Raw genomic sequence first — 14,440 nt, 5'->3', positions numbered from 1 at the left:
GCCACAGGGCGCGGTGACCGCCGTCGACGGGCTCGCCGCCGCCGCCGCGGCCCGGCTGCTGGACGACCTGGTCGCGGCCGTCCCCGCCGACGTCGCCGCACGCTTCCTCGCCGAGGCGCCGGCGGCGGCGCACCCGCGGCGCCGGGTCGGCGACCTGCTGCACGACCCCGCCCACCACGGCACCGCGCTGTTCGACGGCGTCGGCACCGACCTGGTGGCGGACGCCGCGCGCTTCGACCACAGCATCGCCCGGGTGGTGCTGCGCTTCGAGCCCGACGGCCCCGCCGTGCTCGACGGCCTGCCGCCCGCCCCCGCGACGCTGCGGACGACGGTCACCGGCGCCAGCCTGTCGGGCACCTCGCACCTCGGCCGGGCCACCACCGAGGTGTCGCTGCTGCCCCAGGTGACCGTCGCCCCCGGCTCGACCGGTCCGGCCAGCCAGTTCGCCGGCACGCAGGCGGGCGGCGACCCCGGCGTGCACGCCGGCGCCCTGAGCGGTCAGCTCGTCTCGGCCGGCACCCACGAGCACTCGACGAGCGGCGCGTCGGGCTTCAGCCGGACCGTGCGGCACGAGTCATCGGGCGTGCGCGCGGCCTGGACCTGGCGCGGGCGCCTGTGGCTGCACCTCGACGCGGTGCACCGGCACGAGCGGCTGCGCGTCTCGGTGCCCGCCGCGCACCCGGTCACCGTGCGCGCCGAGTCGGACGCCGAGGGCCTGCCGAGCGTGCACCTGCCCCGGGCAGCGCCGAGCTGGGGCACCACGGCGCCCGACGAGGCGACCGAGGGCGCACCCTGGCCGCACGGCACCGCGTCGCCCGAGCCGGTGGCCGGCCGGGGTGCGCTGCGCGAGGCGCTGCGGGCCGCCGTCCGCGCCGTGGTGCCCGACCACGTCACCACCCTGCTGGACGCCGACCGCCGGGTCGACGACGTGACGTCGTCCGCCGCCGTGCACAGCCTGCTGCGCGCCCAGGTGCAGCAGCCGGTCGAGCTGCTGCGGCACGTGACGGTCGAGGCGACCCTGCACCGACCGGTCGTGCGCGGCACCACCGGCGCGGCCACCACGGTGGTCGACGACCCGGTCGCCGAGCTGCTCGACCCGCCGCCGCACGTCGAGGGCGACGAGCGGGTCATCCGGTCGCAGCAGGCCGGGACGGGCGCGGCCGGCGTGCCCGTGGCGTCGACCGGTGCGGTCTCGCTGAGCGCCTCGCTGCCGGTGCCCGTCTACCAGCCGGCGAAGGTGGTGGCCACGCAGCTGAGCGGGTGGAGCACCGGCAGCTCGCGCGTGCGGCACCACGGGCCACACGTCCGCATCGGGTACGACCTGGCGTGGCGGGTGCGGGCCGGCGGCCGCACCTGGCGGGTCGACGTGCCCGGCGGCGTGACCCTGCGGGTGCCCCGCTCGGCCCTGCCGCACCTGGGGCTGCCCGACGGCGTGCCGCCGCTCGTCGTGCCGCCGGGTGCCGAGCAGCCCGCTGCCGACGCGACCGCCCTGCGCGACGCCGCCACCCTGCTGCACCAGCTGCGCGAGGACCGCGTGGTGCTCGCCCACGAGGGGGCTGCGCCGTCGTCCCAGCAGCAGCTCGGCCAGCTGCTCGACCACCAGGAGGCCGTCGTCGCCACCGTCGCCGCCCGCTGGGAGCGCGCCAAGCAGACCGCCGACGCCGCGCTGCGACCACCCGCGCAGGCGCGGCGGTTCGTCGAGCCCAGATCGCTCGCCGCCGAGGGAGCCCCCGGCGGCGCGGACTCCTCGATCGGGCCGGGCCGGACCGGCATCGAGACCGCACCACCGCCGTCCCGGTCGCTCGCGGCCTGGGGTCAGACAGAGGCCGAGGACGCGGCGGACGCGGCGGACGCCGGCGGCCTGCCGGGGCGGTTGGCGGCACACGGCCTCTGCGACCTGCCGCTCGCGACGGCGGACCTCGCGCGGCTGCGGGCCCTCGCACCGCAGGCCGACGGGTCGGCGTCCGTGCTGGTGGTCAGCAGCCGCAGCGGTCGCGTCGAGCGGCGGCTGGAGGTGACGACCTGGCGAGGCGACGACGGGCGGGCGCACGTGCTGGCCGAGCGCCGCGACGTCGTGCACGTGCCGGCCGGCGAGCAACCCGGCGTCCGCCGCACCTGGCTGCCCGACGCACCGCCCCGGCGTCGGGTGCGGCTGGTCGACGCGGTCAATCCCGCCGCGCCGCCAGCGCCCGGGTGAGGCGGGTGACGAGGTCGAGCGGCGGGTCGTCGTACCCGAAGCGCGCGGTGCCGCGCCCGGCCAGGTACGGCGCGAGCTCGGGCAGGTCGGGCACCGGGTAGACGCCGAGGTGCTGCTTCCAGGCGCCGAGGTGCACCAGGCGCACGCCGTCCAGCGTCACGGTGGGCATCTGGTAGCTGATGGTCTCGCCGCTGCCGGGCACCGCGTCGCGCATCGTCTGCCACACACGGCGCGCCGTCGGCTGGGTGTCGGCGGGCAGCGCGGCGAGGTAGGCCTCGACGCGCGGGTCGCCCGCAGCGCGCTGCTGCTTCAGCCGTCGCCAGCCGCCGGCCCGGTTGTCGGCCACGAGCTGCCGCAGCAGGTCGCCCAGCGCGGCCGACGGCACCGGCTCGCCGCGCCGGATCGCGACGGTGCGCGCCGTGCTGTTGCCGTGGCCGCCGGTGACGACGCCGTGCGGGTCGGGCACCAGGCCGCCGTCGTACACGAAGACGTTCACGTGGTCCTTCGCGGCGAGCAGCGCGCACACGTTGCCCTGCAACGTGAAGTACGGCTGCGTCGTCCGCTTGATCGTCTCGACGATCTCGGGGTCGACGGCGTGCACGACCGCCCGCACCTCGCGACAGATCGCCGCCTGCCAGTCCGGCAGCGCCTCGATCCAGGCGTCCACCCTCGGGTCGACGGTCACCACGGCGAGCCTCCCTCCGACGTCCTGCAGGGTGGACGGCGCCGCCGGCCCGGACTCATCGCGGTTCGGCGTGCGGCACCATGCGCCCATGGAGCCGCGCACGTTCCGCGCCCGCATCTGGCCGTGGGAGGCCCAGAGCGGCTGGGCCTTCGTCTCGCTGCCCGACGACCTGTCGGACGAGATCGCCGAGGCCGCCGTCCCCGCCCGCGGCTTCGGCGCCGTCCCCGTCGAGGTGCGCGCCGGCACCACCGTCTGGCGCACGTCGGTGTTCCCCGACAAGGGCCGCGGCTGCTACGTGCTGCCCCTGAAGCAGGCGGTGCGCCGAGCCCGCGGCGTCGACGTCGGCGACGACATCACCCTCGACCTCGGGGTGCTCTAGGCCTGCTGCCGGCTCCAGTCGGGCTTGCCGCCCGCAGCGGTCGAGGTGATCTCGGGCCCGACCAGCAGGAAGCGCGCCTCCTCGTCGGCGACCGGGCAGTGCTCGACGCCGCGCGGCACCACGAACAGGTCGCCCGGCTCGAGGTGCACGTCGCCCGATCGCAGCTGCACCGTCAGCCGCCCGTGCAGCAGCACGAACGTCTCGTCCTGGTCGTCGTGGCTGTGCCAGTTCGTCGACCCGATCCCCTTGGCCACCTTGAACAGGTTGCCGTTCGCCGACCCGACCACCCGCTGCGACCAGTACTCGTCGAGCCCGCCGGCCACCGCGTCGAGGGCCACCTTCTGCTGCACGTCGCTCATGGCCCCAGCCTGGTCGAGCCCACCGTCGACGTCGTCGTCCACAGGCGCCAACGAGCCGCGACATCCTGCCAGCCGCCGACACTAGGTTGCCGGGCGTGGATGATCCTCTCGTCGCCCGCGCCCGCGCCATCGCCCGACGGGCCCACGACGGCCAGACGGACAAGGCCGGTCGGCCGTACGCGACCCACCCCGAACGGGTCGCGGCGCGGCTCGACGACCCCGGCGACCAGGTGGTCGCGCTGCTGCACGACGTGCTCGAGGACCGCGCCGGCTGGGACGCCGCCCGGCTGGTCGCCGCCGGCATCCCCGGGCACCTCGTCACCGACGTCGTCGCGCTCACCCACCACCCGTACGAACCGCGCACCCGGTACGTCGACCGCATCCGTGCCGCCGGGCCGCGCGCCGTCCGGGTGAAGCGCGCCGACATCGCCGACAACAGCGACCCCGCGCGCCTGGCCGCACTCGACGAGACGACGCAGGACCGACTGCGCCGCAAGTACGCCCGCGACCTGGCCCGCCTCGACGCTCCGGCGACGGAGCCCGGCTCGGCGTGATCCGCTCGGCGTGCTCTGGGAACCGCGCGCTACGAGGCGGCCATGTCGACGAAGCGGGAGTAGTGGCCCTGGAAGGCGACGACGATGGTGTCGGTGGGGCCGTTGCGGTGCTTGGCGACGATGAAGTCGGCCTCGCCGGCGCGCGGGGACTCCTTCTCGTAGGCGTCCTCGCGGTGCAGCAGGATCACCATGTCGGCGTCCTGCTCGATCGAGCCCGACTCGCGCAGGTCGCTCATCTGGGGGCGCTTGTCGGTGCGCTGCTCGGAGCCGCGGTTGAGCTGCGAGATGGCGATGACCGGCACCTCGAGCTCCTTGGCGAGCAGCTTGATCGCGCGGCTGAACTCGGCGACCTCCTGCTGGCGCGACTCGACCTTCTTGCCGCTCGACATGAGCTGGAGGTAGTCGATGACGACGAGCTTGAGGTCGTGGCGCTGCTTGAGGCGGCGGCACTTGGCGCGGATCTCCATCAGCGACATGTTCGGGCTGTCGTCGATGAACAGCGGCGCGTCGCTGAGCTCGCCCATGGTGCGGGCGAGCTTCGTCCAGTCGGACTCCTCGAGCTTGCCCTGCCGCAGCTTCTGCAGCGGGATGCGGGCCTCGGCGCTCAGCATGCGCATGGTGATCTCGGTGCGGCTCATCTCGAGGCTGAAGATGACCGAGGCGAGGCCGTTGCGGATCGAGCACGAGCGCGCGATGTCGAGGCCCATCGTCGACTTGCCGATCGCGGGGCGGGCGGCGAGCACGATCATCTGGCCCGCGTGCAGGCCGTTCGTGAGCCGGTCGAGGTCGGAGAAGCCCGTGGGGACGCCGACCATGCCCTCGCCGCGGTGCCCGGCGGCCTCGATCTCGTCGACCGTGGGCTCGATGATCTGGCCGATCGGCAGGTAGTCCTCGCTGCTGCGGCGCTCGGTGACCGCGTAGACCTCGGCCTGGGCGGCGTTCACCAGGTCGTCGACGTCGCCGCCGGTCGTGGCGTACCCGAGCTGCACGATCTTCGTCCCGGCCTCGACCAGCCGCCGGAGCACGGCCCGCTCGCGGACGATGCGCGCGTAGTACCCGGCGTTGGCGGCGGTCGGCACCGAGGAGATGAGCGTGTGCAGGTACGGCGCGCCGCCGACCCGGCCGAGGTCGCCGCGCTTGGTGAGGTGGTCGGAGACGGTGACCGCGTCGGCCGGCTCGCCCCGGCCGTAGAGGTCGGTGATCGCCTCGAAGACCAGCTCGTGCGCCGGACGGTAGAAGTCGTTGGCCCGCACGACCTCGACGACGTCGGCGATCGCGTCCTTGCTGAGCATCATGCCGCCGAGGACGGACTGCTCGGCGGCGACGTCCTGCGGCGGGGTGCGGTCGAACGACTCGCCCGGCCCGTCCGGCGCCCGGTCGTACGTCGGCGCCCCCGCGTCGGTCATCGTCACAGCCGGCCCACCCCTCGCCTCAGTCGTCCCACCAGCACCACGAGCCAGTGCAGCACCCGCCACCGACAACGCCGGCGGCGGCCGGTGTGCAAGGGTGCTCCGGCACGCTACGACGCCGGCCGGGCGAGCCCCAAACGCGCCTGTTGACGGCCCTGTGCACCACGTGTGGACAGGTGCCCCGAACCGGTGGACGACGCCTGTGCACAGCTGTGGACAAGTCTGGGGATCACGGGCTGGCAACGCTGTGACCTGCACGGACGTCGTCCACGCGGTGTGGACGACAGAAACTTCTGGATGGAGGCGCGGTGACCGGGCGGCCACGCGCGAGCGGCCACGAGGTGGCGCGGCTGGCCCTGCCGGCGCTGGTCGCCCTGGTGGCCGAGCCGCTGTTCCTGCTGGCCGACGCCGCCGTGGTCGGCCACCTCGGCACCGTGCCGCTCGCCGCGCTCGGCGTCGCGTCGGCCGCGCTGTCGAGCGCGGCCGGCGTGCTGGTCTTCCTCGCCTACGGCACGACCGGCTCGGTGGCGCGCCGGCTCGGCGCCGGCCGGGTGCGCGAGGCGGTGGCCAGCGGGCTCGACGGCGTGTGGCTGGCGGTCGTGCTCGGGGTGGCGGTCGGCGCGGGACTCCTGGTCACGGCCCTGCCGGTCGCCGGGGCGTTCGGAGCCGGCGGTGCGGTGACGGCCGACGCCGTCACCTACCTGCGGGTCAGTGCCGCCGGCCTGCCGGGGATGCTGGTGACGATGGCCGCGACCGGCGTGCTGCGCGGTCTGCAGGACACCCGCACGCCGCTGCTGGTGGCCCTCGTCGGCTTCACCGCGAACGTCGCGCTGAACGTCGTGCTGGTCTACCCCGGCGGCCTCGGCATCGCCGGCTCGGCGCTCGGCACCGTGATCGCGCAGACCGGCCTGGGCGTCGCGCTGGTCGTCGTCGTGCTGCGCCGCGCCGGTCGGGTGCCGCTGCGCCCGCACCCGTGGCGGGTGCTGGTGGCGGCCCGCGACGGGCTGCCGCTGTTCGTCCGCAGCGTGCTGCTGCGCGCGGTGCTGCTCGTGACCACCTGGGTGGCGGCGTCCGGCGACCCCGTGACCCTGGCGGCCTACCAGGTGTCGGCGACGGTCTGGACCTTCGGCGGCTTCGCCCTCGACGCCCTGGCCGTCGCGGCCCAGGCGCTCACCGGTCGGGCGCTCGGGGCCGGCGACGTCGCGGCCGCCCGGTCGCTCACCGCGCTGGTGCTGCGCTGGGGCACCCTGGCGGGGGCGGCCCTGGGTGCCCTGGTGCTCGCGCTGCACGGCGTGCTGCCGGTGCTCTTCACCGCCGACCCGGCCGTGCGCGCGGCGCTGTCGGCGGCGCTGGTCGTGCTCGCGCTGCAGCTGCCGCTCATGGGGTGGGTCGGCGTGCTCGACGGCGTGCTCATCGGCGCCGGCGACGGCCGGTGGCTCGCCGGCGCGCACGCGGTGCTGCTGCTCGCGTACCTGCCGGTGGCGCTGCTCGTGCGGCAGGGCGACGTCAGCGCGGGCGGCCTGTGGTGGGGCTTCGCGGTGTTCATGGCGCTGCGCGCGCTGCTGCTCGGCGCCAGGGCCCGCGGCGACCGCTGGCTCGTCACCGGCGCCACCCACCCCTGACCGGCCCGACCCCTACCTGCCGGCGGGGGGACGGCGACGGGCCCGCACCCCGGGCAGGGGTACGGGCCCGTCAGGACCTGCGTGCGGTCAGCCCGCGACGACCTCGAGGGTGAGCTTCGCCGACACCTCGGGGTGCAGGCGGACGCTCACGTCGTGGCGGCCGACGGCCTTGATCGGCTGGCCGAGCTCGATCTTGCGACGGTCGAGCTCGGGGCCGCCGCTGCTCGAGACGGCCTCGGCGACGTCCGCCGTGGTGATCGCACCGAACAGGCGACCGCCCGCACCCGCGTGCGCGGTGAGCGTGACGGCGCCCTGCTCGAGACGGGCCTTGAGGGTCTGGGCCTGCTCGACCGAGGCGACCTCGCGGGTGGAGCGTGCCTTGCGGATCGCGTCGACCTGCTTCTGGCCGCCCTTGGTCCACGGCGTGGCCAGCGAGCGGGGCAGCAGGAAGTTGCGGCCGTAGCCGTCCTTCACCACGACCACGTCGCCGGGCGCACCGAGGCCCGTGACCTCCTGCGTGAGGATGAGCTTCATGTTCGTCTCCCCCCGTGTCAGCGCGTGGCGCTGGAGTAGGGCAGCAGCGCCATCTCGCGAGCGTTCTTGATCGCGCTGGCGAGCTGTCGCTGCTGCTGGACGGTGACGCCCGTGACCCGGCGCGCGCGGATCTTGCCGCGGTCGGAGACGAACTTGCGCAGGAGCGCGGTGTCCTTGTAGTCGATGTACTCGACCTTCGCCGCCTTCAGCGGGTTGGCCTTCTTCTTGGGCTTGCGCACAACTGGCTTCGCCATCGTGGAGCTCCCCTCTCAGTGGAGCCCGGCCCGCGTGCGGACGGACCGGGATGGTCGGGACGAATGTGTCTGGTCTGCTGGAACTGGGTGACGCCTAGAACGGCGGGTCGTCGTACGACCCACCCTGGCCGCCGCCACCACCGAAGCCGCCGCCACCGCCACCGCGGTTGCCGCCGCCACCGCTGGGACCGGTCGCCCACGGGTCGTCAGCCGGCTGGCCGCCGCCCTGCGAGCCGCCGCCACCGAAGCCGCCGCCACCGCCGGAGTTGCCCCCGCCGCCGTTGCCACCGCCGAAACCACCGCCGCCGCCACCGCGCTGGGCGCGCGTGACCTTGGCCGTGGCCCGTCGCAGCGACGGGCCGATCTCGTCGATCTGCATCTCCATGACGGTGCGCTTCTCGCCCTCCTTCGTGTCGAAGGTGCGCGACTGCAGCCGTCCCTGGGCGATGACCGCGGTGCCGCGGGTGAGCGACTCGGCCACGTTCTCGGCCGCCTCGCGCCACACGGAGCACCGCATGAACAGCGTCTCGCCGTCCTTCCACTCGTTCGACTGGCGGTCGAACGTGCGGGGGGTGGAGGCGATGGTGAAGTTCGCGACCGCCGCGCCGGACGGCGTGAACCGCAGCTCGGGGTCGTTCGTGAGGTTGCCGACGATCGTGATGATCGTGTCGCCGGCCACGGTCAGCGGACCTCGGGCCGGATGAGCTTGGTGCGCATGACGGACTCGTTGAGCCCGAGCTGGCGGTCCAGCTCCTGCGCGACCGCGGGCTCGGCGGTCATGTCGACCACCGCGTAGATGCCCTCGGACTTCTTGTTGATGTCGTACGCCAGGCGGCGACGACCCCAGACGTCGACCTTCTCGACGCTGCCGCCGCCCTTGCGGACGACGTTCAGGAACTTGTCGAGGCTCGGGGCGACGGTGCGCTCCTCGAGATCGGGGTCGAGGATCACCATGAGCTCGTAGTGACGCATGCGGGAACCCACCTCCTCTGGACTCAGCGGCCACGGTCCATCCGTGACAGGAGGGCTGATACGTCGGACGCCGCGGCACCCGTGGGGGAGTCGCGACGAACCGGACCAGCCTACCGGGCCGCGGGCCCCGATCCCAAAAGCGCTACCCGAAGCGCACGAGCAGGGCGTCGCCGGCGTCCTCGAGCGGACCGCCGAGCGGGTCGTCGGTGCCGTCGGCGCGGACGACGTCGAGCTCGGGCCGCAGCACGTCGCGGACGACGCACCAGACCAGCCACGCCAGGCCGAGCACCCGCAGCAGCGAGACCGCGGCGTACCAGGCCGGCGGCAGCGCGCGGTCGCTGTCGGAGGCCGCCGCGACGTACAGCCAGACGGCGACGAAGTAGACGACCTCGGTCGCGAGCCACACCACCTGGTCGCGCCAGCGCGGGTGGGCCAGCGCGGCGAGCGGCAGCAGCCACAGCGAGCCCTGCACGGGCCACGCCTTGCCGGTGACGACCACGATCGCCAGCACCACGAACGCGACCTGGGCGACGCGCGGACGCCGCGTGCCGGCCAGCGCGAGCAGCAGCCCGGCGACCAGCGCCAGGGCCAGGCCGAGCACCGCCAGCGTGGTGGCGGCGCCGGCCGAGAGCGACGTCGGCCCGAGACCCAGCGACTGCACCCACCGCGGGCGCGGGTCGGCGAGCAGCGTCTGCGGCAGCAGCCAGAGCGACCCGTAGCCCGCGGGGCTGTCGGCCCAGCCGTGGTAGACCGAGGTCACGCCGTCGCGGTTCAGCACCAGCCAGGGCAGCAGCACCGCGGCGACCGTCACCGCGGCCGCGGCGAGGGTGCGGGCCCACACCCGCACCTGCCCGGCGCGCAGCGCGAGCAGCCCCAGCACGACGAGCAGCACCGCGGGGTAGGTGCGGGCGGTGGTGGCCAGGCCGAGCAGCACGCCGGCCAGCAGCGGACGGCGACGGGCCCACGCGAGCAGCCCGGCGGCGGCGAGGGTCACCCCGAGCAGGTCGAGCGACACCAGGGCCGACAGCGCGACGAGCGGCGAGGCGGCCACGATCGCGGCGTCCCAGGGTCGTCGCCGCCCGGCGGAGCGCAGCACGCACCAGACCAGCACGGCCAGCAGCACCGCGATCAGCAGCGTCGACAGGTCGAAGTACCAGCGGGCCTGCTGCGGCTGCGTGCCGTCGGGCACCACCTGCGCGACCGCCCACATCGCCAGCCCGGTGAGCACCGGCTGGGCCAGGTAGCCGCCGTCGGCGGCGTCGACGTACGGCGTGACCCCGTCCGCGAGCCCGGCGCTCTGGTAGACGATCGGCAGGTCGCTGTAGCAGGCGTGGAAGAACTGGTCGGGCGTCGTCCAGCCCTGCGCGCGGCAGTGCTGCTTCTCGACGACGCCGAGCGCGAGGGCGACCATCGCGACGGCGATGAGCACCCGCACCGCGGTCCACCAGCCGCTGCGGCCCGGTGCCCGGTGGTCGCCCGCCGGGCCGCCGACCGCCGCCGACAGCCGCTCGACGAAGGGGTCCTCGCGGCTGGGCGCGACCGTCACGACGGGATCCACGCGGCGATCATCCCCCACGGGTGCGGCTAGGGGGTCGGGGCGGGCTGCTGGGTGGTGCGCTCGGTCGGCTGCGCCGTCGGCTTCTCGGTGGGCTTCGGCGTCTGCGTGCGGGTGGGCGCCGGCACCGTCGGCGTGGGCACCGTCGGCTTCGTCACCGTGGGCGTCGGCTGCTGGGTCTGCGTCGGCTCCGCGGTCTGCGTCGCCGTCTCGGTGGGGGTGGCGGTCGGCCCGGTCGGCGCGGTCGGCGTCGCGGGGGTGGTGGCCGACGAGGACGACGAGCCGGTGCCCGTCGAGGTGCGCGTCGGCACGTTGCTGCGGCCACCGAACACCGGCGGCTCGAACTGCTGGACGTCGCTGCCCTCGAGCGCGGCCTTCATGAAGTCGGTCCAGATGCGCACGCCGAAGGCACCGCCCGTCACGTTCGACACCCCGCCGAGGCCGTTCAGCGACAGCTCGACGCTCTTGCCGTCCTTCGTGCCGGAGCGGTACATGCCCACCGCCGCCGACAGCTGCGGGGTGTAGCCGGCGAACCACGCCGAGACGCTGCTGGACGACGTCCCCGTCTTGCCGGCGGCCGGACGCCCCAGGTTGCTGCCGGCGTAGGCGCCGGTGCCCTGCCGCACCACGCCCTGCAGCGCGTACGTCAGGTCGCGCATCGAGTCCTTCGAGAACGCCCGCTCGGTGCGGACGTCGGCCTTGTACGTCTTCTTGCCGTCCGGCCCGGTCACGCTCTTGACGGTGTACGGGGTCGCGCGCTCGCCGAGCGAGGCGAAGGTGGCGTACGCGTTGGCCACGTCGATCACGTGCGGCGAGGCGGACCCGAGCACGTTGACCGGGTTCGACTCGAGGCCCGGCGTGTCCTTCGGGTACCCCGCGTCGATCGCCGCCTGCTTCGTCTTCTTCGGCCCCACCTGCTCGTTGAGCGCCGCGTAGACGGTGTTCACCGAGTGCTCGGTCGCCGTCACCAGGTCGATGGGGCCGAACTGCTCGCCGCCGAAGTTGCGCACCTGGAAGCCGTCGAATCGGCGCGGCGAGCCGCCGTCGAAGCGCGATCGGATCGAGACGCCGTCCTCGAGGGCGGCCGCGAGCGCGAACGGCTTGAACGTCGAGCCGGCCTGCATCTGCGACTGGGTGGCCGCGTTCTGCGACTGCTTCACGTAGTCCTTGCCGCCGTACATGGCCACCACGGCCCCGTCGCCGGGCCTGATCGCGGTGAGCCCGACCCGCACGCCCTTGGCGTCGGACGTCGGCATGTCGTCGCGGATCGCCTCGACCGCGGCGTCCTGCGCCTTCTTCTGGAACGTGCTGACGACCTTCAGCCCACCCTGGTCGATGTCGGCGTCGGTGAGCCCGGCCTTCGCCTTCAGCTCGGCGCGCACCGCCTCGAGCAGGTAGCCGTTCGTGCCGCCGAGCTGGTTCGTCGCCTTGCGCTTCACGACCTTCGGGAACTTCGCCTTCGCCCGCTCCTCGGGCGTCGCCCAGCCCTCGGCGACCATGCCGTCGAGCACGTAGTCCCACCGCTCGACCGCCCGCTGCTTCTCGGCGACCGGGTCGTACAGCCCGGGCGAGCGGATGACGGCGGCGAGCAGCGCGCTCTGGCTGAGCGTCAGCTTCGAGGCGTCGACGCCGAAGTACGCCTGGCTCGCGGTCTGCACGCCGTACGAGCCGCGACCGAAGTAGATGGTGTTCAGGTAGTTCTGCAGGATGACGTCCTTCGACTCCTGCCGCTCGATCTTCAGCGAGATGACGAACTCGCGGGCCTTGCGGCTCGCGGTGCGGTCGGCCGTGAGGAAGTAGTTCTTCACGTACTGCTGGGTGATCGTCGAGCCGCCCTGCGTCGAGCCGCCGGTGAGCTTCACGTAGACGGCGCGGCCGATGCCCTTGGGCGAGACGCCCTTGTTCTCGTAGAACGTGCGGTCCTCGGCGGCCAGGACGGCGTGCTGCACGTCGTCCGACACCTTCGACAGCGGCACGGACTGGCGGTTGACCTCGCTGAACCGGCCGAGCTCGGTCTTGCCGTCGGACCAGGTGACCACCGAGGCGTTCGCGGTGACCAGCTTGTTGGGGTCGGGCACCGCGACCTTCGCGTAGGCGACGGCGAACGCGCCGAGGCCGAGCACCACGAAGGTCAGCAGGGTGCCGAGCACCAGGCGCGCCGACGGGACGTACCGGCGGATCCCCTGCTTGCGGGCGCGCGGGTAGTCGATGAGTCGTCGGGCCACCTGAGCAGTATGCGCAGATCAGCGGGCTCGACCCGAACCCGTCCACAGGCCCTGCCCCGGCTCTTCACGAGCGGCCCGGGCGGCCGTGCTTGGCTGCCTGCATGCCTCTCGGACGACGTGCGCTGCTGCTCGGCGCCGCAGGGCTCGCGGTCGCCGGGTGCGAGCGACGGACCCCGGCGCCGACCGCCACGACCACCCCGGCGCGTCCGACGACGACGCCCTCGGCCACCGCCACGACCACCCGTTCGGCGGACTGGACGGCGCTCGCCGACCGGGTGCGCGGCGACCTGCTGCGGCCCGGCGCCGACGGGTACCGCTCCGCCGCCCGCACCCAGAACCCGCGCTTCGACGCCGCCCGGCCGCTCGCCGTGCTGCGCGCGGCCGCCGCGGACGACGTGGTGGCCGGCGTCCGGTTCGCGGCGGACGGCGGGGTGCCGCTCGCGGTGCGCTCGGGTGGGCACTGCTACGCGGGCTGGTCGGCAGGCGGCGCACCCGGCACCGGGGTGCCGGCGTCGTCCGTGCTCGACCGGCGCCGGCTCGGCCGGGTGCGGGTGCAGGGCGACGGCACCGCGACGATCGGCGTCGGCACCCCGCTGGTCGACGTGTACGCGGCGCTCGCCGCGCGCGGCCGGGCGCTCGCCGCCGGGTCGTGCCCGACCGTCGGCCTCGGTGGGCTGACCCTCGGCGGCGGGGTCGGCGTGCTGACCCGGGCCTGGGGGCTGACCTGCGACGCCGTGCGCTCGGCCCGGGTCGTGACGCCGGACGGCCGGGTGCGCACGGTCGACGCCGAGCACGACCCCGACCTGTTCTGGGCGCTGCGCGGCGGTGGCGGCGGCTGGTACGGCGTCGCCACCTCGCTCACCGTCGTCACCCGGCCGGCGCCCGAGGTGAGCGTCTTCTTCGCGCGGTTCGACGGTCGGCACGCGGCCGACGTGGTGCTCGCCTGGCAGCAGTGGGCACCGGACGCCGCGCCCGAGCTGTGGTCGACGTGCAAGGTGCTCGGTGGAAAGGGCCGCGAGCAGCCCCAGGTGCGGCTGGCGGGCACCTGGCTGGGCGACGCCGCCGCGCTCGACCGGCAGCTCGCGCCGTTCCTGCGCGACGTCGGCCACCCGACGACGTCGCGTTCGACGGGGCGGCACCCCTACCGCGACACCATGCTGCTCGAGGCCGGCTGCCGGGACGTCGGGGTCGCGGCCTGCCGCACCGACGGCGCCGGCACGCTGCGCCGCGAGCCGCTGACCGCCACCTCGCACGTGCCGACCCGGCGGCTGTCCGAGCGCGCGGCCGACCAGCTGGTCGACGCGGTGCGCGCGGCGTCCGAGGTGGTCGGCCTGGTCGAGGGCGGCGCGTCGCTCGACGCGCTGGGCGGGGCCGTGCGCGACGTCGGCGCCGACGACACCGCGTTCGCGCACCGCGACGCCCTGGCGACCGTGCAGTACACCGCGACCTGGGCCGACGGCGGCGCGGAGGCCACGCCGTACGACCGCTTCGTGCGCGGCCTGCGCCGCACCATGCAGCCGGCCTGGGGCGACGGCGCCTACGTCAACTACGCCGACCCCTCGCTCGACGACCCGGCGCGCGCCTACTTCGGCGACCACGCCGAGCGACTGCACCGGGTGCGCACCGAGGTCGACCCCCACGGCCTGCTCTCCCAGCCGCAGGCGCCGTAGCGGTCCCGGCGCGCCCGGCTTGCCA

At 74.9% G+C, this 14,440-nt stretch carries 13 protein-coding genes and 1 pseudogene; 5 read left to right on the top strand and 9 right to left on the bottom strand.

Going from position 1 to position 14,440, the window contains the following annotated elements; translation table 11 throughout:
* Nucleotides 1-2,197: pseudogene (locus tag ACYVI6_RS11385) on the top strand (hypothetical protein); the annotation flags it as partial.
* Here the strand turns inward: ACYVI6_RS11385 and ACYVI6_RS11380 are convergent.
* Nucleotides 2,166-2,882, bottom strand: coding sequence for a DUF1801 domain-containing protein (locus tag ACYVI6_RS11380; protein ID WP_460446481.1), 717 nt, complete (start codon nt 2,880-2,882; stop codon nt 2,166-2,168). The pseudogene ACYVI6_RS11385 and the gene ACYVI6_RS11380 sit on opposite strands and share 32 nt — an antisense overlap.
* An 88-nt stretch (nt 2,883-2,970) precedes the next feature.
* Here ACYVI6_RS11380 and ACYVI6_RS11375 point away from each other — a divergent pair, with 88 nt between their 5' ends.
* On the top strand, nt 2,971-3,261 hold the full coding sequence (locus tag ACYVI6_RS11375) for a DUF1905 domain-containing protein (protein WP_460446480.1): 291 nt from the start codon (nt 2,971-2,973) through the stop codon (nt 3,259-3,261).
* On the opposite strand, the gene ACYVI6_RS11370 is transcribed toward ACYVI6_RS11375, so the two are convergent.
* Nucleotides 3,258-3,620: a cupin domain-containing protein gene (locus ACYVI6_RS11370; protein WP_460446479.1), complete on the bottom strand. Its 363-nt coding sequence runs from the start codon at nt 3,618-3,620 to the stop codon at nt 3,258-3,260. The two genes, ACYVI6_RS11375 and ACYVI6_RS11370, sit on opposite strands and share 4 nt — an antisense overlap.
* A gap of 95 nt (nt 3,621-3,715) precedes the next feature.
* Between ACYVI6_RS11370 and ACYVI6_RS11365 the strand changes: the two genes are divergently transcribed.
* A complete protein-coding gene (locus ACYVI6_RS11365) occupies nt 3,716-4,174 on the top strand; it encodes a hypothetical protein (RefSeq protein ID WP_284288979.1) in 459 nt (152 codons plus the stop codon).
* A 29-nt stretch (nt 4,175-4,203) separates the two neighbouring features.
* Here the strand turns inward: ACYVI6_RS11365 and dnaB are convergent, their stop codons facing one another.
* On the bottom strand, nt 4,204-5,580 hold the full coding sequence (gene dnaB, locus ACYVI6_RS11360) for a replicative DNA helicase (RefSeq protein WP_460446478.1): 1,377 nt from the start codon (nt 5,578-5,580) through the stop codon (nt 4,204-4,206).
* Between the two features lie 311 nt (nt 5,581-5,891).
* On the opposite strand from dnaB, the gene ACYVI6_RS11355 reads away from it, so the two are divergent.
* Entirely contained in the window at nt 5,892-7,205 is a 1,314-nt protein-coding gene (locus ACYVI6_RS11355; RefSeq protein ID WP_460446477.1) for an MATE family efflux transporter, read from the top strand.
* An 87-nt stretch (nt 7,206-7,292) separates the two neighbouring features.
* On the opposite strand, the gene rplI is transcribed toward ACYVI6_RS11355, so the two are convergent.
* The 6 genes from rplI to ACYVI6_RS11325 all read right to left on the bottom strand — a co-directional run bounded on the left by rplI (nt 7,293) and on the right by ACYVI6_RS11325 (nt 12,745).
* Nucleotides 7,293-7,739 carry a 50S ribosomal protein L9 gene (gene rplI, locus ACYVI6_RS11350; RefSeq protein ID WP_284288977.1) on the bottom strand — a complete coding sequence of 149 codons (447 nt, stop codon included), beginning with the start codon at nt 7,737-7,739 and terminating at the stop codon, nt 7,293-7,295.
* A gap of 17 nt (nt 7,740-7,756) precedes the next feature.
* Nucleotides 7,757-7,993, bottom strand: a complete 237-nt coding sequence (rpsR, locus tag ACYVI6_RS11345) for a 30S ribosomal protein S18 (RefSeq protein ID WP_284288976.1) — start codon at nt 7,991-7,993, stop codon at nt 7,757-7,759.
* A 94-nt stretch (nt 7,994-8,087) separates the two neighbouring features.
* Nucleotides 8,088-8,672, bottom strand: coding sequence for a single-stranded DNA-binding protein (locus ACYVI6_RS11340; RefSeq protein WP_460446476.1), 585 nt, complete (start codon nt 8,670-8,672; stop codon nt 8,088-8,090).
* A gap of 2 nt (nt 8,673-8,674) precedes the next feature.
* Nucleotides 8,675-8,965 carry a 30S ribosomal protein S6 gene (gene rpsF, locus ACYVI6_RS11335; protein WP_460446475.1) on the bottom strand — a complete coding sequence of 97 codons (291 nt, stop codon included), beginning with the start codon at nt 8,963-8,965 and terminating at the stop codon, nt 8,675-8,677.
* Between the two features lie 142 nt (nt 8,966-9,107).
* Nucleotides 9,108-10,523 carry a glycosyltransferase 87 family protein gene (locus ACYVI6_RS11330; protein ID WP_460446474.1) on the bottom strand — a complete coding sequence of 472 codons (1,416 nt, stop codon included), beginning with the start codon at nt 10,521-10,523 and terminating at the stop codon, nt 9,108-9,110.
* A 26-nt stretch (nt 10,524-10,549) separates the two neighbouring features.
* The gene (locus ACYVI6_RS11325) at nt 10,550-12,745 is read right to left on the bottom strand and encodes a transglycosylase domain-containing protein (protein WP_460446473.1); all 2,196 of its coding nucleotides are present in this window, start codon (nt 12,743-12,745) and stop codon (nt 10,550-10,552) included.
* A gap of 101 nt (nt 12,746-12,846) precedes the next feature.
* On the opposite strand from ACYVI6_RS11325, the gene ACYVI6_RS11320 reads away from it, so the two are divergent.
* Nucleotides 12,847-14,415: an FAD-binding oxidoreductase gene (locus tag ACYVI6_RS11320; RefSeq protein ID WP_460446472.1), complete on the top strand. Its 1,569-nt coding sequence runs from the start codon at nt 12,847-12,849 to the stop codon at nt 14,413-14,415.
* Nucleotides 14,416-14,440: the final 25 nt, after the last annotated feature.

The sequence above is a fragment of the Angustibacter aerolatus genome (genome assembly GCF_054776675.1).
Note: the sequence above shows the minus strand (reverse complement) of the source record. Positions and strands in the feature narration are given on the sequence as shown.

Excerpts from the sequence above, each read along its gene's own strand:
- ACYVI6_RS11375 (WP_460446480.1), top strand. The coding sequence starts at position 2,971 with ATGGAGCCGCGCACGTTCCGCGCCCGCATCTGGCCGTGGGAGGCCCAG.
- ACYVI6_RS11370 (WP_460446479.1), bottom strand. The coding sequence starts at position 3,620 with ATGAGCGACGTGCAGCAGAAGGTGGCCCTCGACGCGGTGGCCGGCGGG.
- dnaB (WP_460446478.1), bottom strand. The coding sequence starts at position 5,580 with ATGACCGACGCGGGGGCGCCGACGTACGACCGGGCGCCGGACGGGCCG.
- rplI (WP_284288977.1), bottom strand. The coding sequence starts at position 7,739 with ATGAAGCTCATCCTCACGCAGGAGGTCACGGGCCTCGGTGCGCCCGGC.
- rpsR (WP_284288976.1), bottom strand. The coding sequence starts at position 7,993 with ATGGCGAAGCCAGTTGTGCGCAAGCCCAAGAAGAAGGCCAACCCGCTG.
- rpsF (WP_460446475.1), bottom strand. The coding sequence starts at position 8,965 with ATGCGTCACTACGAGCTCATGGTGATCCTCGACCCCGATCTCGAGGAG.
- ACYVI6_RS11320 (WP_460446472.1), top strand. The coding sequence starts at position 12,847 with ATGCCTCTCGGACGACGTGCGCTGCTGCTCGGCGCCGCAGGGCTCGCG.